This window comes from Paenibacillus ottowii, from assembly GCF_006874425.1.
Classification (GTDB): domain Bacteria; phylum Bacillota; class Bacilli; order Paenibacillales; family Paenibacillaceae; genus Paenibacillus; species Paenibacillus ottowii.
The window spans coordinates 161,643-185,846 of the sequence record NZ_VIJZ01000010.1; the positions used below are offsets into that span (position 1 = coordinate 161,643).

A 24,204-nucleotide genomic window follows, 5' to 3' on the forward strand; every position below is an offset into this window, starting at 1 on the left:
GGGAGTGAAGGCATGAAAGGAAGCTCGCAGAAACTTGCGCCATACTTGTTTATCGGTCCCTCCATCATCCTGCTAACGCTGTTTTCGCTATTGCCGATATTACTGGCGCTTGTGATCAGCTTCACGGATATGGATCTGTCTGGACTCGTTAATTTTGATAGCATTCGCTTTATAGGTTTGGAAAATTACACGAACGTGCTTTTGGACCCTTCTTTTTTGAAGTCGATTGGGAATACGCTATTTTTCGTCATCATCGGTGTTCCGCTAGTGCTGATATTTTCACTCAGCATTGCGATCCTGATTAACATGGGTAAATCACGTGCTTTTAAGGTATTCCGCGTCGTGTTCTATCTGCCGTCTGTAACGAATGTGGTTGCGGTCGCAGTCGTTTGGAGCTATCTGTATAATCCGACGCTTGGATTATTCAATTACGTACTTGGTCTGGTGAACTTGGGTCCCGTCCCATGGCTGACCGATCCAACAGTAGCGAAAATTTCGCTGATTGTGTTAGCGGTTTGGCGGGGTATCGGCTTAAACATGATCATCTTTATTGCTGCTATTAAGGGGATTCCCGGCTCTTATTATGAAGCGGCCCAGCTTGACGGGGCCAATACATGGCAGCAAATTCGTTATATTACGCTTCCGCAGCTTCGTTACGCTATTTTCTTCGTGTCCATCACGACGATGATCGGTTGGCTGCAATTTTTCGAGGAACCTTTTGTCATGACCAAAGGGAAACCGCTGGACGGCACGCTGACGGCATCCTTGTTCATTTACAATAACGGCTTCCAATTTAGTAAATTCGGGTATGCCGCGGCGGGATCGTTCATTCTGTTCTTTGCGATCATCGCGGTAACGCTGATCCAGTTCCGTTTGCAAAATAAAGCGGAGTCCTGATAGAGAGAGGTGATGAACGTGAAAACAGCTGTTCAGCAAGCCCGCGCCAATACGCGCAGTGGTGAAAAAACATTTCAATGGTTCGTGGCGATTCTCCTGACTGTGGGAGGTCTGTTGATGGTGCTGCCTTTTGCGTGGATGATTTTATCCTCCTTTAAGACAGAGGGGGAGGTGACCAAAATCCCTCCAACCATCTGGCCGGAGCATTTTACTCTGGATAATTTTAAAATCCTGTTCGATAGCATGGCGTTTGGAACCTATCTGACGAATACACTAATCATTGTTCTAGCTTCCTTCTTCGGATTATTCCTTAACGCCATGGCAGGTTATGGTTTTGCTAAATTCCAGTTTAAGGGCAAAGGTTTCCTGTTCTATCTGGTACTGGCAACCATGATGATTCCGGGCCAAGTGACGATGATTCCCGTCTATTTGATTCTAAACCAGATGGGGTTGACCAATTCTATGCTGGGGATTGTCCTTCCTGGATTGGTAGGCGCGTTCGCAATCTTCCTCTTCCGGCAGTTCATGTCTGATATTCCGGATGAACTGCTGGAAGCGACACGTCTGGATGGAGCAGGGGAGTTCCGCACCTTTTTACAAATCGTGCTGCCCATTTCGACGCCAATTATTGCAGTGCAGGCCATCCTGACCTTTATCGGCGGATGGAACAGCTTCTTATGGCCGCTCATTATTGCGAACGATGAAAAGCTGTACACCTTGTCCGTAGGTTTGTCCCTGCTCAAGGGACAGAACGAAAGCCAATTTGCCCTGCAAATGGCGGGCTCGACCTTCATGGTCGTTCCGATCATGATCATCTTCATTATTTTCCAAAAGTATATTATCGAGAATTATACGATTTCGGGTATTAAATAGGGTTATAGTTTGATTAATGAACGCAAAAAAACGGAGGACCTCAAAGTTTAATCCAAAGAGGTCTTCCGTTTTTTTTTTGTTCTTGTTTTATAGAAAAATTAAAAGGCCTGCTAGTTAACATTCATTTCCTAAAAGGCCGCATCATTTTTTATATATGAGAACGGGAGAACGAAGATTAGAATTCAGATCTCGTGTTACGTAGGTGAATAAAAGTTCCGACCTTCAGAATCATTAAGGTTTGCATTACATTAACAACGACCAGCTTTTTCGATAAAGAAATTATACTTTTATTATATTTAATTGAATATATTTCAAAAATGATATGTTAACAAATTTTATACAATTATTTTAAAAAAAGTATTGAAATGCAATAGAAAAATGATTATTTTGGAAAGGAAATAAAAAAATACAAAAAAATGGGGTGATTCAAATTGTTCGATCCTATTAACCAAGCAGCTGAAGGTAGTGTTTCCCCTATGGTATGTGTTTTATGTGATACCCATGATCGTTGTGTAAATTGTGATGCTACCGATTGGTTTTGTAGCAAAGAAAGTGGCCATTGGTGTACTAATAATGATAGCGATTGATTGAAGTAACACTCACAACGATAGCTTTTAAACACAAGGCATTCAATTAGGAGGTCTGAGAACTGAATTTCTTGGGCTTCCTCCTATTTTCTAACTTTGAAAGGGTGATCAATGGTGATTAGTGTTCCATTTAAAATGAACCCCATCAAAATCATAGAAGAAAACGAAAATTTATACTTATATAATATAAAAACAAATGGGCTTTTTCAGATTGACGATGTCGTAGTAGATATATGTGATAGCGAAGGTAAGGAAATTGAAGAAATATATGAATTACTTAAGCATCGTTCTAGTAGAGAAGAGGTAGATAGGTTATTAGCCAGCCTAAAGGAAGCATCGGTTATATATAATAAAGATTTGTCTATTCAAGAGGGATCGGGAAGTTACAATGATGAGCAAGTAAGCTTATCATCTATAATCCTTATGCTGGTTCAAGAGTGTAATCTAAGATGCTCTTACTGTTATGGAGGAGACGGAGAATATAATGATCGAGGACGGATGGACACACAGACCGCATTAAAAGCAGTTGATTATCTGTTTAATCATTCTGGTGAGGAAGAAAAACTGAATATTTGCTTTTTTGGAGGGGAGCCACTTCTGAATTTTGAAGTTATTAAAGAAGTTGTAGCCTATACTCAGCTAAAAGAAGAAAAATCAAATAAACGTGTTACATATAGTATGACAACGAACGGCACGTTGCTTTCCAAAGAAATTGAAAATTTTTTATTAGATCATCATGTTTCTATTCAGATAAGTCTAGATGGTGATCAAATGACGCACGATTTCAATCGATATTATCAGAACAGAAAAGGTACCTATGAAATCATTTTAAATAGAACAGAAAGTTTAAGAAAAAAAGGTGCCATAACAGCAAGAGCTACGATTTCACCAGTACAATTGGATATAACTCATACACTTACACATTTAATGGGGATTGGTATTCGCCATGTTGCGATGTATCCTGCAGTCGAGATGCTTAGTGAGGAAGACTTTGAGAAGTATGCACAAGAATTCACCAAATTGGTTGTTCATTTTGAATCTTTGCTTCAGGCAAAAAAATATGGGGAAGCACGTCAAATTTCGAACATTCTAAAATACTTGAAGATGATTCATTCTTCTTCTAAGCGAGATTACTTTTGTGGGGCGGTCTCGCATATGCTTGCCGTTGATGTGCATGGTAATCTCTATCCTTGTCAACGCTTTGTTAATGAAAAGGATTATTCTTTAGGGAATGTAAGGGAAGGGATGGATGTAAGAAAGAAGAGTAGCATGCTTAGTGAGATGCGTTTAGAGAAGAGAACTGTATGCGGAGAATGTTGGGCTAAGAATCTATGTGGTGGAGGTTGTCCTCAAGAAAATATGGTGCTTAGTGGTTCAATTAATGAGCCAGTGGATAAATACTGTAACTTTACTCGTAGTGCAATAATGGATTGTATGAAATTGTATTTACGATTAACTAAAGAAGACAAGAAAAACCTGTTCTCTGCTAAGCGGAAGCGAGAGCAACTATTGGAGGATGCCTCATTTGACAATTGATATTCAAGCTTTAAGTAAGTCATATGGTTCTCACCAAGTACTTAATGAGCTTCATTTTCACATTGATAATGGTATATTCGGACTGCTCGGAGACAATGGAGCGGGTAAGACCACTTTAATGGAAATCCTTGCCACTTTACTTAGATTCGATCGAGGAGAAGTTGAAATATTCGGACATTCTTTGAAAAAAGAACCTGATGCTATTCGTTCTTTACTAGGTTACTTGCCGCAGTATTTTGATTTTTTTCCAAATGTGACTATTTTGGAATCCATGAACTATTTTGCGGCTTTAAAAGGTATTCAAGGTAAACATCATATTCAAGAGGAGACATCACAGCGATTAATTGAGGTGGGACTTATCGATCAAGTTGATAAGAAAATAAAACAGCTGTCTGGGGGAATGAAGCAGCGCTTAGGAATTGCTCAAGCTATGTTAGGACAGCCTAAGTTGTTAATTGTTGATGAGCCTACGGTTGGACTGGACCCCAAAGAACGAATTGCTTTTCGAAATTTGCTTCAAAATTATGGAGAAGACAGGATTATATTGTTATCTACTCATATTGTTCCTGACGTTTCAAGCACATGTGACAAACTACTCGTTTTAAAAGAAGGCCATTGTCTGTACCAAGGGGCTATAGACGATATGATTCGAACTGTCGAGGGTAAAGTGTGGTTGGTTGATGTTGACAAGCGTCAATTGGAACAATTAAGCCAACAAGCTCGAATCACTTCCATTGTGCGGAAGGAAGGAAGAATTCAGGCTCGATTACTGTGTAACGACCCTCCAGATTGTTGTACAGAAGTCACACCCGAAACGGCTAATCTTGAGGATGCGTATCTGTACATTTCCGATCCGGAGGAGAGTTAGCAGAATGGGACAAGTAATCAGAGCCCTAGTTCAATTTGAAGTTTTGCTTATGAAGAAAAGTGTAGTTTTTTTTATAGCACTAACGTTCTCTTGTTTTTTAATTCCTTTATTTTTATATCTAGGAGCAGGGAATAAGAATAACGCGTTATGGATATTTTTGCATCATGGACAAATGTTCTTTACCATATTACTAATGCCGTTAATGTATTCTGTTCTTTATGATGGCGAGAAGCAAAAAATGATTTCTTCTGTTATTATGCCTAAATTGCCTAAAGGAGCCCAATATTTTTATTGTAAGAGTTGTGTATTATGGGGAGTGGTTTGCTTATTTCAATTTGTCGCTTTATCTATATTTTGTATGGTTTATTGGACGACTCATGGTAAGGCTCCATTCTTGATACTGCTTCATCTAACAGTAGCAGGTGTAGCAACTATGGGATATTCTGTTCAAATTACCGCCATATTGAACTTGCTCTTACGTAAACAACTGTATGTGAACATTGTAATGATCGTTTACCTTTTAATCAGTATTACTATCAACTTGCCTTACATTTCAATCTGGTTTAATCCAGATTGGATTATTTCCAATTTCTTCACACAGTCGTTTGCTTTTGGGCGAGTATTCCTATTTTTGCTTATGTGGGTATTGATGAAAGTCAGTAATCATCTATGGATGGCGAGGGTACAAGAATGAATGGAATTATAGTTCGTTTCTGGCTACAGCTTTTACTTCGAAGAGAACAAGCAGTAACCTTGCTCGTTTCCTTTAGTGTGGTTCTTTTATTCAATTTAATAATGAATGAAGGTATTGCAATAACTTATAGTGTCAACTTGTTGTTTGTGGCTTTCTTTTCTTTACAGATTGCGAGTATACACAATCGTAATCATACAGAACCGTATATATATATTTCTGTCTTTCCTAATTATCGTCTAATCGCTTACCAGCTTTATGTTTCTTTAATTCTTTCGTTTCCTCTCTTGCTCATGATGGTAGGACTTTTATGGAAATCATTCGCTGATGTATCATTATGGAATTTAGTTATCATTGTATTTTTTTCTAGTGTTTTTTCATCGATGTTGGGTCTCTTCCTGGGGCAGGTAGTAAAGCATTATGGGTTGGCTTTCACTTTTCTCATTGCTTTTTACCTTCCTATAGGTTTAGTTTCCTGGTCTTTTAATGAAAAGTTACGTTACATATCTCCTGTAGTGAATATATTCAACCCCTATATGATCAACTGGCGAAATCTCTTTGGACTCTTAGGCTGTAGTTTATTATTTTACGGATTAGGCACATTGTTATCCAGTCGGCGCGGAGGCGGCAAAAAGTCTATAATCCCTTGGATTAGTACGGTCCTTGCTTGTAGTATACTGATGGGCGTATGGGGATATGAGAGGCTATTTGATGAGAATGTACAGACATCGTCGTTTCAAAAAATAACTGTGGGACAAACACAAGTAGAGTATAAGGGGATTAGTTCGTATCAGGCTAGGCAATTTGCCACCCTTTTTGAAACGCTGTATCACGTGGCTAAAAAAAAGGAGACACACCCGATTCGCTATACCTTGGAAATCACCCGAATACACTCCATGTCATCGTTTGAGCCGAAAATAATAGTGCAAAATCATAATAAACTTCAAATCAATATTTATTCAAATAAGCTTTTAGAGTTTAATTTCGGAATGGATTGGGCTAGTAAGTGGATTGATTTTATTTTGCCGCAATCAACTCATTTGTCCAATGAGCAAGTGGACGCATTTAGACGCGTCAAAAGTGATATTGTTGTGGAAGTTCGCAGAAAAAATCCCGGAAATGTCTATACAATTCAGGGAGACTGAGAGCTAAAATAATAACAGGTTTCGTGAAGAACCAATAATAGTGGATATAAAAGAAAGGGATGGAATGAATGGAACGTGAGGCAGACCATTTGAATATAAGAGCTATATTTCATTCATTCCAATATTGGCCGAAATTAACTAAGTTATTATGGAATACAAAACCTATCTATTTTATTATCATCATCATTGGTTATCTTTTAAAAGGAATACTCCCGATTGCCAATCTCCTTTCCATACAGTATTTGGTTTCTGAAATAGAGACAAGACCATTATCGCATATGCTTCAAATAAGCATAGTCTACCCTTTAGTTCTTGTGATGTTTAGTGGTCTGCTCATTTCAAGTTTAATTGAATACTCTGATAAACTATTCCAAATTACTCTAATAAATCAATTGCAAACATTAATAGTACAACAAACTTCAACATTTAATCTTTCGGATTTTGAAAACCCGCAAATACATAATCAGCTCAAAAGAGTTCAGAACGACTCGATAGATAGACCTATCCAGATCTATAAAGAACTCATTAATTTGTTAAGTTCCATGGTTACACTATGCTCTAGTATTGCCATTTTACTAGCGTTCAGGTGGTGGATTTTACTTATTCTCATTCTTTCTCCCCTAGCATCCTTTTATTCTTTATTGAGGTTCACACAAATTCAGTATATAGCCCAAAAAAAACGTGCTCCTTTACAACGCAAATCTAGGTATATTAATTATTTACTCACTAATGACAAGTCTTTTAAAGAAATTTTATTGTATCAACTTAGTGATTACTTAACGGCGAAATATAAGAGTATTTTTGATATTTTCTATAAAGAAGATAAGTATTTAGCCAAAAAACGTATCACTTTATACTTATCATTTCAAGTGATAAGTACATTAGTTATAGCCATTACTTTGATCATGATTATACAAATAACATGGAAAGATAAATTACTTGTTGGCAGTGTTTATGCATTAGTTCAAGCAGTATTATTAACTAATCAAAATATTAACACAGTATCTCAAGGATTGATTTCATTGTGTGACCATAATCTGTATCTGGATGAATTATTTGCTTTTTTTAACATAAAACATAGACAAGAGAATTCTAGTATGTTGCTAAGAGAATCAGATATATGTGCTGATTCAACAATAGAATGCATAGAATTTAAAAATGTTTCATTTGCCTACCCAGTTCAAAAAGAATTAGCCCTCAAAGATATAAGTTTTAAAATGAAGCGTGGTGAACCTCTTGCTCTAGTGGGCAGGAATGGATCAGGGAAAACAACAGTGATAAAACTTTTAACGGGGTTATATGAAGAATTTGAAGGAGATATTCTAATCAATTCTATCTCGATTCGGAATTACAATAAAGAAATGCTTTACAAGAAAGTAGGTGTTATATTTCAAGATTTTGTCCAATTTGATTTTTCAGTAAGAGAAAACATAGGTTTTGGCAGTATAGGAGATCTTGAACTTGATACTAGGATATGGGAATTGGCACAACAAACAGGAGTAGATTCGGTAATACGAAATTTGCCTAATCAATTAGAGCACCAGCTGGGAAGAAACTTCGAAGGGGGGGTACAGCTTTCAGGAGGGCAGTGGCAAAAAATGGCGATTTCAAGAGCGCTCTTCAAAGAAGCTGACGTTTATGTACTAGATGAGCCTAGTTCATTTCTTGATCCAGAATCAGAAAAACAAGTATTTCGCCAATTTCAAAATTATGTTATGGACAGGCTTTGCCTTTACATTTCTCATCGTTATACCTCTGTTTTATATGCAGATAAAATTTTAGTTATGGAAAAGGGGCAGATTGTAGAAGAAGGAACCCACCAAGAACTAATTAAAAGTAGAGGGTTTTACTATAATTTATTTTCTGATGAAATTCATACATTCCAGAAAGCACTAGTTACTAATGATACACGTTAACTGTGTATTGGAACTCCAGAAAATAGTGGGAATCCGAACAGAGGTGTTCTTTTACCTTATGAGAAGTAGACTATAATAAAAAAGCGGAGCTTCCCTTCCAGAGGCCCTCTTTTGGGCTTCATATTGGACATTTTCTATATGAGTTAGACAATATTGATAGGATAATGTACGAATTTTTTTTGTCTGTAAATCCGGGTCATTGTCGCCGTAACTTAAATATTATATTTGTCAGCGAGGAAGGACATAGACAGCGTTATATTGGGAGAGGTTGCTTACATATAATAAATTGATAGACGGTAAAGGACTGCTTGGCAGTGGAAAAGGAATGAAGGATTTGTGAAAATGATGATAAAATATACAAAAACATACAAAAAAATCCGATATACCTCTAGAATCACTTATTAGAAGAGAATTGGAGGTTTTAAGATGAGTGTATCTTTTACATCATCTCACCAATCGCCGTTCCGCACCTCAGATAACAACCGACTTGAAATACGGCATCCACTTTCTGCTCAGGCTGAAAGAAAGAGTATAGGCAAACCGCAAAACAAGATTATTCAACAATTGACAGAGCAGAAGCAAAATTTAGTGGAGAGGCGTTCAGACTACGTAAGTAATGCCCTCAAGCGTGGTCTTGGTCCAGAAGCTGTAAAGGCTGAAATGGAAGAGATCGATAAGCAGATTCAGCAAATTGATGAGAACATTCAGAAGCAGTCGCTGGAGGAACAAAAAAAGGCTTTAGGCATGGATGAGGACAGCAAAAAGGAGGCTCAGGAAGGTAAAAAGGAACAATATATACCCAAGACAGCAGAGGAGCAAAGGCAAAATCTGATCACCTATACCATGCATGGTATTGTATCTGCACATAACGAGTTGAATAATGCCAAAATAGCTAAAATGGCACAAATCACCTTGGGAAGCGAGGCTAAGGGCTGGGAAAGCACTAACCCTGCAAAATCAGCGGCTTTGCATGAGAAGGCAGAAGGACTCGATGGTAAAATCATGGAAATCGCCGCGAATATCAATGAGCACGTCAGTGAAGCAGTGAATAATGCACCGGTGATTACAGAACAGGATGAGCCAAAGGGTGAGAAGGAAGCAAATCCAGAGGCTAGCAGAGTGTGGACTGAACGAGAAATCAATGCCTATCAGGATTCGGCTAATAAAGATACGAAGACTGCGGGCACGAAGGTAAATATTGCAGTCTGAGCTGGTTATTTTGCGCATAGTGCCATAGTACGCACTAATTAGGAGGGCCCCTCTACGAGCTATCGTTTTTAGGGGCCCTCCGCTCAACGCAATCTATTATTACTATCAAGCAAAGAAGGTTATTTGTTCAATAGGTCTGTTAAAAAATATTTAGAAAACGTAACCAAATGCTTATCTTTTATCATTAGTTTCGTAATATATATGTTAAGTATTTAATGATAATGTTGACCATGGTAATTACGGTGTGTTATGCTGGAACCGTAATTAAACGGCTTATTAGCTTAAAGTACAACAGATCTTATTTCGCATTCAGAGAGGATGGTTTAGGTGGCAGCAGCTGTAAAAGCAAAGATGATTGTAGACAAATCTTTTCGTATTGCTGAAGTCGATAAACGCATTTATGGTTCTTTTGTAGAGCATCTCGGACGTGCTGTATATGGTGGTATTTATGAGCCTACTCATTCGACTAGTGATGAAAGCGGTTTCCGAAATGATGTTAAAGAGCTGGTAAAAGAGCTGGATGTTCCTATTATACGCTATCCGGGCGGTAACTTTGTATCCGGTTACAATTGGGAGGATGGTGTCGGCCCGGTCGCATCCAGACCTAGACAGTTGGAGCTGGCGTGGAGAACAGTGGAGCCGAATGAAGTAGGAACAAATGAATTTTTTAAATGGGCCAAGGATGTTGGCTCCGAAGTGATGATGGCGGTGAATCTGGGTACGCGTGGAATTGATGCGGCACGTAATCTGGTGGAATATTGCAACCATCCAGGAGGCTCCTATTGGAGTGATTTACGTCGTAGTCACGGTGTAGAGCAACCCCATAAGATTAAAACCTGGTGTCTTGGCAATGAGATGGACGGTCCGTGGCAGATTGGTCACAAGACAGCAGTGGAATATGGTCGTCTGGCTGTAGAATCGGCAAAAGCCATGAGGCTGATTGATCCTGACATTGAGCTTGTATCCTGTGGAAGCTCCAGCTCTACGATGCCGACGTTCCCGGAATGGGAGGCAACGACACTGGATCATACGTATGAGGTGGCTGACTATATTTCTCTCCACCAATACTACGGCAACCATGACAATGATACGGCTAATTATCTGGCACGTTCTATGGACATGGATCATTTTATTCAAACCGTCATTTCGACTTGTGATTATATCAAAGCGAAGAAACGCAGCAAGAAAAAAATAATGCTCAGCTTTGACGAATGGAATGTGTGGTACCACTCCAACGATGCAGACAAAAAAATCGATCCATGGTCTGTGGCGCCACCGCAGCTTGAGGATATTTACAACTTTGAAGATGCATTGTTGGTTGGCAGCATGTTGATTACGTTCTTGCGTCACGCAGATCGTGTGAAAATGGCTTGTATGGCTCAACTGGTCAACGTTATTGCGCCAATCATGACTGAAAATAACGGAAAAGCGTGGAAACAAACAATCTTCTATCCATATCTGCATGCTTCCCGTTATGGTCGTGGGGTATCGCTGATGCCTGTAGTGGATTCCGAAAAATACGATTCCAGGGACTTTACGGACATTCCTTATCTGGATAGCGCTGTGGTTTATGATGAAGAGGGAGACGCTCTGACTATCTTTGCAGTGAACCGCCACTTGTCTGAATCGCTGGAGCTGACGGTAGATGTACGCAGTTTCGAGGGCTACCGTATTGTCGAGCATACCGTACTGGAGCATGATGATCTCAAAGCGACCAACAGCCCAGCTGGTGAAAAGGTTACGCCTCATAACGGTGGCAATGCCAAGCTTGAAGACGGAATTGTAAAAGCTCATTTGGGTAAAGCCTCTTGGAACGTTATCCGTCTTGCTAAGTCTCATTAATTCTTTTATATAAAAGGAACGGACTGGGTTATACCTAAAAAGCCCGCATTCTCTCTTGTAAGGCTACTACAAGAGCAGCAATGCGGGCTTTTGTATAAAAATGAGCCATTTGTCCCTCCATCGATATAGTGCTCAAAAGGAAGAGGTAATTCCAATAAATATTATATTTATTCCTAAATTTAACTAGGCAAAGATGATCCTTAATCACTATGTGTTTGTGCATCGTACATTTTTATGAAGTTATTTAGACCCAGTGCTAATATTCCTGGGTGAAAAAAGACCCTGTTATACCGTTGTCAATGAATTGATATCTGAAATGAGGGTGTGTAATCCGATTTAAATCCACGTTATACTTTAAAAGATAGCTATTTTAAATAAAAGATGGCTGTAGCATTTCGAGAAAGGGATGATCTCTATGAGTCAAACAGACGAATATCGTTTTCAAGTGAATTTGGGCGGCATGATCGATATTTTGGCCAATCATTTATATAGCAGTCCACGAGTGTTTATACGTGAAATACTACAAAATGCAACAGATGCGATCACAGCTCGCAAGGAGCTGCGGAGGACTACCGCTGAAAGCAGAGCATTAAAAGAAGACAATGCCCTTGATGATATAGCTTCTGAAAGTAGCGACTATGAAGGCAAAGTCATCGTCGAGCTATCCGGTTCCGGGGACCAGCAAGTACTGATGATTCAGGATAACGGGATCGGATTGTCGGAAAAAGACATTCACCGATTTCTGTCGATCATCGGGCAATCTTCCAAGAAGGGAGCTGATTTGCTGACTTCAGAGACTTCATTTATCGGGCGCTTTGGAATTGGCTTGCTGTCTTGCTTTATGGTGAGCGATGAAATTGTAGTACTGACCCGTTCGGTGAAGGAAGGCATTTCTATGGAATGGAGAGGGAAGCCGGATGGGACGTATACGATTCGTCGATTAGAGACTGAGCTGCCTACAGGAACGCAAATTTATTTGCGCTGTAAGCCAGGGAGCGAGTTTTATTATGAGCCAGCGCAGGTGAAAGATTCCCTATTTTATTATGGAGCCTTGCTTCCTTATCCTGTCCTGCTGTCTGTAGACGGAGAGACCAAACAGGTCAACCTTCCATCGACAAGCTGGATGCAGGACCCGGAACAATTACGGAGTCGCCGCGGTGAGGTGCTGGATTTAGGCTATCGCCTGATGGGTGAGCGCTTCAGTGATTTTATACCGCTGCGAACGACATCGGGCAGAACCGGCGGGATTGCATTCATTTTGCCTCGTAGTGTTAATCTGAACAGCAAGCGGCTGCATCGGGTGTATCTGAAGCATATGCTCGTGTCTGACAAAGCGGAAAATGTATTGCCAGAATGGGCATTTTTCATTAAAAGCCTGATTTGGACAGATGAGTTGCAACCAACGGCATCACGTGAATATTTTTATGAAAATGAGCAGCTTGATGCGGTTCGTTCTGAATTGGGGACCTGTATTCGCGAAGAACTGCTACGCATGGCGGAATATGAGCCAGACCGCTTGCAGCACTGGATTCATTTGCACGAGCTGTCCATGAAGGCGCTCGCGGTCGAGGATGATGAATTTCTGCGGATTATGCATCGCTGGTTTTCCTTCGAAAGTACATTTGGACGGCGCGAGCTGAGTGAACTGATCCGAGAGGCGGGCGGACGTCCGCTCCATTACACGGCGACCGTGGATGAGTATCGTCAGATTACGCATGTGGCGGCAGCACAATCCATGCTAGTGATCAATGGCGGATATATCTATGATTCGGAAATTTTAGAAAGGCTGCATTGGGTCGACGCTACCCTGCACACAGAGCGACTTAGCCCTGAAGACGTATCTCTTTCTTTTACCGGACTGACACAGGAAGAGCATACAAAGTATTACGGTGTGCTGCGTGTGATGGATGCTGCTTTGCAGCCGATGCGTTGCCGCGCTGAGTTAAAACGTTTTGAGCCTGCGAGCTTGCCTGTGCTGTATACCATTTCACAGGATGCACTAACCTTGCGCTCTATGGAAAACACCGTTGAAGAGACAACTTCACTTTTTTCCAATGTGCTTGATAGTCTAAAAGCAGGAGTCCAGCAGAACGCCGGCTACTCAACCTTATATTTTAATTTGAATAACCCGGTAGTGGCGCGGATTTTTGAGGCTACTGATACACAGATGATTACGGCTGCGACCGAAATGATGTATGTGAATGCGCTTATGATGGGTCACTATCCGATGAACCGCAGTGAGCTAGGGCTGATGAACCGGAGTGTACTGCATTTTATCAATTGGGGATTAGGAAACGGACAGAACACGTAATTGCGTAACTAGAGGAGGATTCAAATGGAAGAGACGATATATGAATTGATGGAGCAGGCGCAGGATATGCCCGGGGGGGCAGCAAAGCTGGCGATTCTGGAAGAGGCTGTTCGCTTGGCCGATTCTTCAGGCTTGAAGGAGCTCGCTTATGAAATTCGGGGAGAGATTGTAGACTGTGCTATTTTTAACGGATATCCATTGAAATCGCTGATTGCTTTTTCATGGCAGCTGGGTCAATTTGACCAAAATCCAGAGGAGTACGACCCCGTTGAACTGTTATGGAATTACAAATGGATACTCGGGAAGGTGTGCAGTTTTCCGAATATATCGAAGACTCAAATCGAGGATCTGGTAGAGGATATGCGCAGACGTTATGCCGAGTACGGGTATAATGAGCGTCCATATTACTATTATAAATTCCGCATCGCGATGGACATGGGTGAATTGGATGAAGCACGGCGGTATCTGGATATGTTCCGCGTGATTGAGCCGGACAGTATGAGTGATTGTGAAGCCTGTGAGCAGAGCCAGATGGTGCGATTCTATTACTTGACCGGAGAAGACGAGCAGGCGCTTGCCGTGGCCAAGCCGATTTTGTCGGGACGGATGAGATGTGCAGAAGTGCCGCATGTGACGCTCTCACAGGTGCTTTTGCCGCTGTATCGTCAAGGCGAGGTTGATCAAGCGAAGGAGCAGCATCGCAAAGGCTATCGCCTGGTTCGTGATGACCGTGACTTCCTGAAAACGATAGCAGAGCATATCGAGTATTTGACGGTTGCCAATCCGATTGAAGGAATCGGAGTGGTGGAACGTCATTTGCACATCGCATTGGACTATGAGAGCGGATTGGAGCAAATGTATTTTTACGCAGCGATGGTGGGGCTGCTGCAAAAGTTGGATACTTCAAGAAAACTTCGTCTGATTCGGATGCCTGCATCTTTTGAATGGGGTAAACAGGAACGTACGTTAGAAGAGATTATTGCGTACTTCAAACCACTGGCAGAGTCTGCGGCAGCTGAATTTGATCGACGGAACGGAAATGCATTTTATTCGGATTGGATCGGAAAGATCGTTCAAACGGCGTAGAAGGACAGGCGACTGTGGCGAATATTTTAATACAGCCCAAACAATGAACGAGTACAATGTTCTTGTTTGAATGGACAGGGGGGATTAGATCGTGAATATGACCCGGAAGGTCATTAATTTTGCACATCGCGGAGCTTCGGGGGTATGTCCTGAAAATACGATGGCGGCTTTCCGCCACGCGTTAGAACTGGGAGCAACAGGCATCGAAACGGATGTGCAGCGTACCCAAGATGGGCATTTGGTGCTGATTCACGATGAGTCGCTGGAGCGCACGACAGGTTGCCCACTGGATGTAAAAGATATTACGCTGGAAGAATTGAATAAGTTGGATGCGGGCAGTTGGTTTAATGAGAAATTCCAAGGCGAACGGGTACCGATGCTGGATGAGTTACTGGAACTGGCACAGTCCTCGGATACCATTATCAATCTGGAACTGAAAAATAGCATTCATCTCTATCCGGGGATGGAGAAAGAGGTTATTGCCGCTGTGAAGCGTTTTGGATTGGAAGAGCGGGTGATCTTATCCAGCTTCAATCACGAATCGCTCGCACTCTGCGCGCAGAGTGCGAGCGAGATCAAGACGGGAGCGCTATATATTGAGATTTTGGTTCGCCCAGCGGAGTATGCAACCCAATTCGGGGCAACAGCACTTCATGCCTACAAGCAAGTGGTCACACCAGAAGCGGTGTCTGAGGCTTTGGCATTAGGCGTCGTCTACCATCCATGGACGGTGAATGAGCCAGAAGAAATGGAACGTCTGCTGGAGGCCGGAGTGAACGGCATCATCACAGACTATCCTGATCGGTTGGCGCACCTTCTAGCTGTTCACTCTTCCTAAGTGGAAGACACAGCAAAACTACAATTAAGGATTGTATGGAAATAGTTGTAGGCTATGTATTGAAAGAAAAAGACTCTCCTACGTACTCGCTTTCACGAGACGAGGAGAGTCTTTTCTGGCTTGAGCTGAAGAGAATACCATCACGACGTTTTGATTCTGTTCTACTTGATACCGAGTCTCATACGATAGCTGAACAGGATATCCAGTGTCCTGCCTTCAAAATGATTCTCTACCAGCTGGATGAAGCGAGCTATATCGTCATCAAGCGTTCGATTACCAAGTTTGAAAAGGCTCTGAATCCCTCCCTGGCTAAGAGCGAGCCCGGTATAACGAGCAGCATCACATTGCTCACGATTGTGGAAGACAATCTCCCGAATATAGCGAAATTGACCGCTACGGTGCAGATTAGCTAGATGCTGATCCTTGCTCCATTTGTGAGCTTGTTGTTCTATAGGAGCTTCCTGTTCCAAAATGGCATCCGCTTTGGTGATCAGCTCTGTATAAGCTTGCTCGATCTGCCATTGCAGCACTGGAGGCCAGTCACAGTCAAAGGCCGCGAACACGCCGCCTTGAGCCAAGACCCTGCCTGCTTCCTGGAGCGTGCTCTCAGGGTCCATCCAGTGAAAGGATTGAGAACAGGTAATGACGTCTACAGTGCCATCCTCAAAGGGCAGGTTGTTGGAGAACCCGCTTTCGAAGGAAATAGTTCCTGCCATTGTCGTTCCTGCTTTCTCCAGCTTGCGTTGCGCTTTCCCTCTCATGTCCGGGTTAGGCTCGATGCCGACGATTCGTCGAGCGATGTCTTTCCATATGAAGGTTGAAAGTCCAGTACCGCAACCAAGATCGGCAACTAGCTCTACGTTCCGATCCAGATAGCGGCTGATGATTTCCGCGACGAGTGATGGTGCTTCTGGGCGGTGCTGATCGTAGTTGTCAGCAAAACCATTGAAACGATCCACATTACTTTGCAGATTTCCCTCAGGGATCATAGGTTCCTTTCCTCCTTAGCTTGGGCGGGCGATCGCGCAAATTCCGATGCTCTGTACTCTTACATTGTACATTTTTATGTGCTTAACCAGCTACTTTCGTGATTTTGCAACATCATCGGATTTTGGTAGGAGGAAACTTGCCTACTTTATCATGGAAGCAAGCGCCCACTCCCGCATCATGGAGTCAAGCATTGGACGCAAATCTTCGCGCTGCATGCCCATATGAAGCACCGCTTCCAGATAGCCTGCTTTATCACCGATATCGTAGCGTGTGCCCTCTAGTTCCAATGCGAGCAGTTGATTCTGCAATGCTACTTGATGCAGAGCGTCTGTCAATTGGTACTCACCGCCCGCTCCAGTGGACATGTTTTCCAATATGGAGAAAATAGACGGCTCCAATACATAGCGGCCAATGACGGCCTGCCGTGAAGGAGCATCTGCCGGAGCGGGTTTTTCAACAAGCCCGCCGACTTCATGAATAAGACCATTCTGGTGGATAGAGTCAATAATACCGTATTTACTGACATCCTGTTCTTCTACCGTGCGTACGCCGACCACTTGCTTGCCAGTGGCTTCGTATACATCCATCATTTGACGAATCGCTGGAGTGGAGGAATTCATAATGTCATCGCCCAGTAACACTGCGAAGGGTTCATCACCAATGAACTGACGAGCGCAGCGTACCGCATGTCCTAAGCCGAGGGGCTCTTTTTGACGGATATAGTGAATGACGGCTTTGCCCCCGATGCTTTGAACCTCACGCAGGAGATCATATTTCCCCTTGCTCTCCAGTACTTGCTCCAACTCTACAGACTTGTCAAAATGGTCCTCGATGGCTTTTTTATTACGCCCTGTAACGATAATGATGCTCTCAATTCCAGACTTGATGGCTTCTTCAACAATATATTGAATCGCTGGTTTATCTACGATTGGGAGCATCTCTTTTGGTAATGCTTTTGTAGCTGGCAAAAAACGGGTTCCTAAACCAGCGGCAGGGATCACGGCTTTTGTAATTGTTCTCATAGAGATTCACTTTCCTTTCAGGATGGGGAACCGAACACCCAGTATCGGCTCCCGATATAATTGATAATCATTCCGGCTGCGGTAGCGATCAGCTTGCTTAAAGCAAGCGGCAGCTCGGTTTCAGTGTGAAGGACTTGCAATAATAAGGAGGTTATCCCCAATACGATGAGGTTGATGACGATAAATTTGAGTAATTGGCCCTTATTCGTGTTGTTTGCTTGTTGTTTGCTGAAAGTCCATCTGCTATTCAAAATATAACTGTTGGCTGTGCCGCAGCTATACGAAATGATCTGTGCCACCACGACCGGCACTCCGGCCCAAGCCAGCAGCATAAAAATGATATAATCTACGCCCGTATTCACCAGACCTACGATGCCAAATCGGATCATGGGAAGCAGCTGGGCTATGCGACTTTTCATTGGATTAGGCTCCATGACCGGATTTAGGCCCAGTATATACCGCGCTGTTGCCGCGCACTGTGCGTCCACCTGAAATCAGGCTGTCGCGGGCTCCTTGCATATACAGAGAATCGCGTTGTTCAGGGACCTTCATAGCATGAGTCGGACCGTTATCGTATTGTCCACCCAGACGTTCACGGACAATGTAGAGTGGACGCGCTTTGGTTTCGTCATAAATCCGCCCAATATATTCACCCATAATACCGAGAATAATCAGAATCACCCCGTTGAAGATCAGGCTGATGCTAATCATGGACGACCAGCCCTTCATCACATAGGAATCGGTGAAAAAGTTAAGAAACAATACATACATTAGATACAGGAAGCCGGACATGGACAGAAGTGCTCCGATATAACCTGCCAGCTTGAGCGGCTTGATCGAAAAAGAAGTGATCCCATCGAGACTGAGCTTGATCATGCGTTTTAGCGGATACTTGGTTTCGCCTGCGAGCCGCTCATCGCGCTCATATTCAACAGCGGTTTGTTTAAAGCCGATCCAACTGACCAGACCGCGTACGAATCGGTTATTTTCCGGCAGCCGTTTCAATTCATCTATGACCTTGCGATCCATCAGACGGAAGTCTCCGGTGTCGACCGGGATATTAATATCCGTTGATGCTTTAAGTACGCGATAGAAGAGGCTGGCAGACCATTTCTTGAAGCGAGTTTCGCCATTGCGTTTGAGTCGTTTGGCGTAGACGACTTCGTAGCCTTCCTTCCACTTGTTAGCCATCTCAACAATCAGTTCCGGCGGGTCCTGGAGGTCGGCGTCAATGACGACGACCGCCTCTCCCACCGCATAATCCATCCCGGCGGTAATGGCTAGCTGATGACCAAAGTTGCGAGAGAAATCAATCAATACAATCGTGTCATCTCGGAGACTGAATTCCTTGATGAGCTGGACGCTGCGGTCCGAACTTCCATCATTGACGAAGATCAGCTCGTAGGGCTCGCCCATTGAGCCCATGACTTGTTTCAGCCTCCGATAGGTTTCTGTAATAACGGCTTCCTCGTTGTACATTGGAATAACTATGGAATAACGGATAGGTTCACTCATTCGTAGTTCCTCCTCATTTATAGTGTGATTTCGTATAAAGTACCGCTTCCGCCACGCTCGTCTCCGCCAAATCCACCTTGACCATCCTGAGCGCCTGCGTTGCTGTTCGTAGCGTCGCTTACGCTGTCGGTTGCTTTCACTGCTGAACTTGTTTCTGCTGTGGTTGTTGTTTTCCATTCATCTGTAGGGATTACTTTGCCATGTTCTTTGATCCATGCATTGACTTCGGAGTTGCCGCCATCCGGTCCACCGCCGCCACCAGAAATCATAAAGTATTTCACTTGCCCACTTTCGACCAGCGCCTTGATCTTATCGACGGTATAGACCGGATCGGAAGATACAAAGCCGTTCATAATAATTACTTTTTGGCCGGCCTCGATCAAGTAAGGAGCGGCAGTTGAATAATTGCTTGCTGCGAAAAGATAGGTTTCACCTGTGTTATTTTTTTGCAAGTAGCTCAACGTTTTTTGATCCAGACTTTGGCTGCCGTTCGGGCCACCCATTCCTCTGGAGCGGGTAGAAGATCTCTGTTCCGCGTCTGCACTTGTCGGCGTGCTTGAAATATTTTTATCAGAATTGGAATTTCCTACGTTATTAGTCTGGTTATTGGCTTGGATTCCTTCAGCTTGTTGTCCATTGAAGCCTCGATCTCTATTGCCATCATTGCGGCCTGGCATTCCGCCACCACCGCCAAATTGAGTTGGTCCAGCTTGTGGAATCATGCTGTTACCTCCGTAGACGATCGGTGTCAGTGCCCAGTACACAGGGCCGATAAACATAGCGAGTGCACTTGCGATGATAGCGTATCTTGTGAACTTCTCAGATTTCATTCGTGATACCACCAAGAGCGCTGTGCCGACGATCCCCAGGATCAATACCACGATGGACCAGCCGCTGCCGATGGTGTCGTTGTAATTTTGCAGAACGAACCAGCTAAATACCGAGGTTGCCAATACTGCCACAGGTAACATCCAGGAGAGCCAGTTGGAACGCTCACGATACTGCTGCCACAATTCTACGAATCCTGCTCCGAAGAGCGCTGCAATCGGTGGTGCGAGCATAATCAGGTAATAATGATGGAAGAAGCCTGCTACGCTGAAAAATGCAGCTGCGGGAATCAACCAGGCAAGCCAGAAGATAACTTCTTTATGTTTCTGTGTGATATTACGGCGTCGAATGCCAGCAAGCAGACCGATGGATGCTATGATTGCGAACGGAAGCAGCCAGCTGGCTTGGCCTGACAGGGCGGATTGGAACAACCGCAAAGGTCCCTTTTCACCAGTGCCGAACATGCCGCCACCGGAATTTCCGCCCGGGCCACCACCAGGAAAGCCTTGACCACCTTGCCCATCTCCATCTGGGGCGTCTTGTCCGTTCCCACCAAATCCACCCGGTGGCATTTGACCACCTGCATCGGGGCCGCCTGCTGTCATGCTATTGGCACCAGAGCTATCTGTAGTGGTAATGCTGCTGGATGATGTAGCCGTCTGGGCCTGATCCGTGTTCGTATTGTTCCTATTCGTTGCAGCATTATTGTTCTGCTCTGCGCGTTGACCGTCACGATTGCTACTCGTTCCCTGGTCTCCTGTCAGGCGGGACAGGCCGTTATAACCAAAGGCCAAATTCAATACAGAGTTGTTGCCGCTACTTCCCATATAAGGACGTTCATCGGCCGGAGTGGAGTCCACTACGACTGCCCAAGAGAGCGATACAATCAGGAGGACCCCTGCCGATCCTGCCAACGTTATTGCTTTTCGTTTCCAGTTATACTTGGAATCCAGCAGATAAAAGAGGCCCAACGCAGGAACGATCATATAGGCTTGCAGCATTTTTTCGTTAAAGGCGATGCCGACGACTGCGAAAGCAGCCAGGATCAACCCGGTTTTGCTGTTTTTAAGCCCTCTGAACAACAGCCATGTTGCGAGCAATAATGTGAAGACCAACATAGCGTCAATGTTATTCGTGCGGCTAACCGCTACGGCTATCGGTGTCGTTGCCATGGCGAAGGCAGCCAAGCGTGCGGCCAGTGTACCAAAGCTTGGTTTGACGAGTAAGTAAATGAGCAAGACCGATCCGATCTGAGCCAGCGCCTGCGGCAGGATTACGCTCCATCCGTGAAGCCCGAATATATAAGCGCTCAACGTCTGAATCCAGAACACGACAGGCGGTTTGTCTACCGTTACCGATCCTGCAGAATCAAGTGACGCGAAAAAGAAATTGTGAAAGCTTTGCAGCATGCTTGCTACTGCCGTTGTGTAGTAGGTGTTTACGTACTTGTCTTGCCAGATGTTGTATCCGTTCAAAAATGCGGATATCAGCATAATGATGATCAGGGGGATGTCCGCCCTGGTCTTAAACCATTTCTTAATCATGTTCATTCCACTCCCTGTGAAAGTTTCTTTGTATTTATTCCGTTCTTGGCCCGGTGAACTACCGGCTTGCTATTATCATGCCAGACGTACCTTAATGGGTTCTGAGCGCTCCCTGAACGTTAGCTGAAAGCTGAGGCGAGGTGCTTTTTTTACGGCAGGATTCAGGTATATTAGATACAGGTGAACATGAACCGACTTTTAATCATGAAAAAATGTACCCATATGAAAGGGAAGATTAATAATGAATCCGATATACGGAGTTAAGATTATGCTGGCAGACGATGAGCCTCATATTTTGCAATTTTTAGAGCTTGGACTGATTAATGAAGGCTATGAAGTCAGAACCGCTGAGAACGGGAGTGATGCGCTCGATCTGGCAAGAGAGTTTCGTCCGCATGTAGCAGTGCTGGATGTGATGATGCCTGAAATGAACGGTTTTGAGGTATGCCAAAGTCTCAAGGAGACGGAGGATAACATCGCAGTCATTATGCTGACAGCCAAGGACGATGTGGATGATCGGGTAAAGGGACTAAAGCTGGGCGCAGATGATTATATCGTAAAGCCCTTTAGCTTTAACGAACTGCTGGCTCGCATTGAAGCGCGCTTGCGAAATCAGTTCCCCGACCTGCTGGGGGAAGTGGTTCACGGACCCTTTCAGGTGGATGATCGGCGGAAAGAAATTCGCTATCAGAGTCAGGTGCTGGAGCTATCGCCTACCGAATACGAACTATTGAAGTTTTTGGTGTTGAATCACGGAATTGTGCTGAGTAAAAGTCGTATTCTGGACCGAGTCTGGGGGTATGACTTTGGGGGCGAGGATAATATTGTGGAAGTGTACATTCGTTCCTTGCGTGAAAAACTCAAAGATAAGGAGCATCGGGTTATCCGGACGCTGCGCGGCGTTGGGTACCGTGTGGATCTGTTATGAAAGCGGGGAGGAAAAGTCGCAGAAAATATGCGCTCGGTTCTCTCCGGTCTCAGCTTTTGGCCAGAACCTTACTCATTTTGGCTTTGCTGCTCGTATTGATCGGTTTTCTCCAATACTTTTTAATGAAAGATTTTCTGTATCGCAGTCGGGCAGACGCTATGAACACACAGCTGAGTTCAATTCCGGCCGACTTACTGATTAAAGATTCACAGGAAAAGGGTGAGGAAGAGAACGCTGCTCCCGAAGATGGTATCAATCGGAGGATTAATCGACCGGGGCCGTTTCTGTTTTGGCCGGATATGTCGCTTGCTTCTATAGGTATAGACGGCACCTTCCAGAGCTTGTCCAACGAAAATGGACTTGAACCGCCGCGTCTCACTTCTCAGCAGTATCAAGCAATGCAGCAGAGCAAGCGCATGCGTCACGGCTATCAATTAATTACAGATGCTCAGGGCAATGAGCAACTGGTCGTGTTTCGCCCGCTCGGTCCACCAGACCGTTCGTCAGGATTACTGCAAATGGGCGTATCCACGAATTCGATGCAAGAGCAGTTGATTAATCAACTCCGCACCTTTATTTTATTGTCTTTGATTGCACTTGCGATTGGTTTGGCGCTTATGCTTCCTGTGCTTCGCCGCACATTGGTGCCCCTCTCCAGAATGGTCGAGGCAGTCAAACGTATTGATGCAGGCAATCTGGACGAGCGCTTTGACGCAGAGCAGGGTCAGTATGAGGTGGATCGTCTGGCGGTTTCATTTAATGGCATGCTGGAGCGTCTGGAGCATTCTTTTGCTGCTGAGCGCGAATTGCAGATGCAAATGCGGCGATTTATTGCAGACGCTTCCCATGAACTGCGCACCCCGCTTACATCCATCCACGGGTTCTTGGAAGTGCTGCTTCGTGGAGCAGCATCCAATCCAAAGCAACTCCAATCTGCACTGGAAAGTATGTATGGTGAATCCAAGCGGATGAATAAGCTTGTCTCTGATTTACTATTGTTGGCGAAGCTGGACCGAACACCGGAGTTGAAGCTGGAGGATATATCGCTAGATGCATTGCTACTGGAAATGAAGCCACAGCTCCTTATGCTGGCAGGCACACGTCAGGTGGTTTTTGATATGACGGCAGGGGTTCAGGTATTGGCAGAAAGCGATAAAATCAAACAGGTCGTGCTTAACCTGTTTCACAATGCTGTTCAGCATACCGATATGGAAAAAGGCATAATCCATGTCAACCTGTCGGCGGGTAAGAAAATGGCCGATATTCAAATTCGTGATAATGGATCCGGTATGGGTAAGGAGCAGCTGGAGCGGATATTTGAGCGTTTTTATCGTGGAGATGAATCGCGTACACGCAGCTCGGGCGGAGCGGGCCTGGGTCTAGCTATTACACAATCCATCGTGGAAGCACACGGTGGGAGTATTACGGCTGAAAGCACACTGGGGACAGGAAGTGTGTTTAAAGTAACGCTGCCTTTAGCAGGGACAGTATAGTATTGCCGGTTATGGTCTAACATAAGAACAGCCCCCCCGAACCGCGACTTTGGTGAAATAACGGCTCGAGGGGCTTTTTTAATTG

Annotated in this window: 19 protein-coding genes; 14 read left to right on the forward strand and 5 right to left on the reverse strand. The window is 43.9% G+C overall.

Translation table 11 applies throughout. The annotated features are described in order from the left end of the window. The first annotated feature begins 12 nt into the window (after positions 1–12). From FKV70_RS21370 to FKV70_RS21425, 12 genes are all read left to right on the forward strand, one after another. On the forward strand, positions 13–897 hold the full coding sequence (locus tag FKV70_RS21370; RefSeq protein ID WP_063206926.1) for a carbohydrate ABC transporter permease: 885 nt from the start codon (positions 13–15) through the stop codon (positions 895–897). A gap of 18 nt (positions 898–915) precedes the next feature. Beyond that, positions 916–1,770 carry a carbohydrate ABC transporter permease gene (locus FKV70_RS21375; RefSeq protein WP_063206929.1) on the forward strand — a complete coding sequence of 285 codons (855 nt, stop codon included), beginning with the start codon at positions 916–918 and terminating at the stop codon, positions 1,768–1,770. Positions 1,771–2,468: 698 nt separating this feature from the next. After that, positions 2,469–3,893, forward strand: a complete 1,425-nt coding sequence (gene papB / locus FKV70_RS21380) for a PapB family radical SAM/SPASM ranthipeptide maturase (RefSeq protein ID WP_244310800.1) — start codon at positions 2,469–2,471, stop codon at positions 3,891–3,893. Beyond that, positions 3,874–4,761, forward strand: a complete 888-nt coding sequence (locus FKV70_RS21385) for an ABC transporter ATP-binding protein (RefSeq protein WP_244310801.1) — start codon at positions 3,874–3,876, stop codon at positions 4,759–4,761. Before papB ends, FKV70_RS21385 begins: the two co-directional genes overlap by 20 nt. Before the next feature lie 4 nt (positions 4,762–4,765). Further along, entirely contained in the window at positions 4,766–5,455 is a 690-nt protein-coding gene (locus tag FKV70_RS21390; protein ID WP_142614278.1) for an ABC transporter permease, read from the forward strand. Beyond that, positions 5,452–6,597 (forward strand): hypothetical protein, encoded by a 1,146-nt coding sequence (locus FKV70_RS21395; RefSeq protein WP_142614280.1) that lies wholly within the window; start codon positions 5,452–5,454, stop codon positions 6,595–6,597. The genes FKV70_RS21390 and FKV70_RS21395 overlap by 4 nt, the downstream gene beginning before the upstream one ends. Positions 6,598–6,665: 68 nt before the next feature. Then, positions 6,666–8,513 carry an ABC transporter ATP-binding protein gene (locus FKV70_RS21400; protein ID WP_142614281.1) on the forward strand — a complete coding sequence of 616 codons (1,848 nt, stop codon included), beginning with the start codon at positions 6,666–6,668 and terminating at the stop codon, positions 8,511–8,513. Positions 8,514–8,939: 426 nt separating this feature from the next. Further along, positions 8,940–9,722, forward strand: a complete 783-nt coding sequence (locus tag FKV70_RS21405; RefSeq protein ID WP_142614284.1) for a muscle M-line assembly protein unc-89 Uncoordinated protein 89 — start codon at positions 8,940–8,942, stop codon at positions 9,720–9,722. Positions 9,723–10,049: 327 nt separating this feature from the next. Beyond that, a complete protein-coding gene (gene arfA / locus FKV70_RS21410; RefSeq protein WP_142614285.1) occupies positions 10,050–11,564 on the forward strand; it encodes an arabinosylfuranosidase ArfA in 1,515 nt (504 codons plus the stop codon). A 415-nt stretch (positions 11,565–11,979) separates the two neighbouring features. Next, positions 11,980–13,875: an HSP90 family protein gene (locus tag FKV70_RS21415; RefSeq protein WP_142614287.1), complete on the forward strand. Its 1,896-nt coding sequence runs from the start codon at positions 11,980–11,982 to the stop codon at positions 13,873–13,875. Positions 13,876–13,899: 24 nt separating this feature from the next. Next, entirely contained in the window at positions 13,900–14,961 is a 1,062-nt protein-coding gene (locus tag FKV70_RS21420) for a hypothetical protein (RefSeq protein ID WP_142614289.1), read from the forward strand. Between the two features lie 91 nt (positions 14,962–15,052). Next, on the forward strand, positions 15,053–15,799 hold the full coding sequence (locus FKV70_RS21425) for a glycerophosphodiester phosphodiesterase (protein ID WP_142614291.1): 747 nt from the start codon (positions 15,053–15,055) through the stop codon (positions 15,797–15,799). Between the two features lie 161 nt (positions 15,800–15,960). Here the strand turns inward: FKV70_RS21425 and FKV70_RS21430 are convergent, their stop codons facing one another. The 5 genes from FKV70_RS21430 to FKV70_RS21450 form a co-directional block, all read right to left on the reverse strand. Then, positions 15,961–16,788 (reverse strand): class I SAM-dependent methyltransferase, encoded by an 828-nt coding sequence (locus tag FKV70_RS21430; protein ID WP_142614293.1) that lies wholly within the window; start codon positions 16,786–16,788, stop codon positions 15,961–15,963. 141 nt (positions 16,789–16,929) lie between these two features. Continuing rightward, entirely contained in the window at positions 16,930–17,811 is an 882-nt protein-coding gene (galU, locus tag FKV70_RS21435) for a UTP--glucose-1-phosphate uridylyltransferase GalU (protein WP_142614295.1), read from the reverse strand. A gap of 17 nt (positions 17,812–17,828) precedes the next feature. Beyond that, a complete protein-coding gene (locus FKV70_RS21440) occupies positions 17,829–18,230 on the reverse strand; it encodes a GtrA family protein (RefSeq protein ID WP_142614297.1) in 402 nt (133 codons plus the stop codon). Positions 18,231–18,234: 4 nt separating this feature from the next. After that, positions 18,235–19,326, reverse strand: a complete 1,092-nt coding sequence (locus FKV70_RS21445) for a glycosyltransferase family 2 protein (protein WP_064795652.1) — start codon at positions 19,324–19,326, stop codon at positions 18,235–18,237. 17 nt (positions 19,327–19,343) lie between these two features. Next, the gene (locus FKV70_RS21450) at positions 19,344–21,698 is read right to left on the reverse strand and encodes a glycosyltransferase family 39 protein (protein ID WP_142614299.1); all 2,355 of its coding nucleotides are present in this window, start codon (positions 21,696–21,698) and stop codon (positions 19,344–19,346) included. Positions 21,699–21,939: 241 nt separating this feature from the next. Here FKV70_RS21450 and FKV70_RS21455 point away from each other — a divergent pair, with 241 nt between their 5' ends. Together FKV70_RS21455 and FKV70_RS21460 are read left to right on the forward strand one after the other, a co-directional pair. Next, positions 21,940–22,626 carry a response regulator transcription factor gene (locus tag FKV70_RS21455; RefSeq protein ID WP_063206977.1) on the forward strand — a complete coding sequence of 229 codons (687 nt, stop codon included), beginning with the start codon at positions 21,940–21,942 and terminating at the stop codon, positions 22,624–22,626. Further along, on the forward strand, positions 22,623–24,119 hold the full coding sequence (locus FKV70_RS21460; RefSeq protein WP_142614301.1) for a sensor histidine kinase: 1,497 nt from the start codon (positions 22,623–22,625) through the stop codon (positions 24,117–24,119). Before FKV70_RS21455 ends, FKV70_RS21460 begins: the two co-directional genes overlap by 4 nt. The last annotated feature ends 85 nt before the right edge of the window (positions 24,120–24,204 follow it).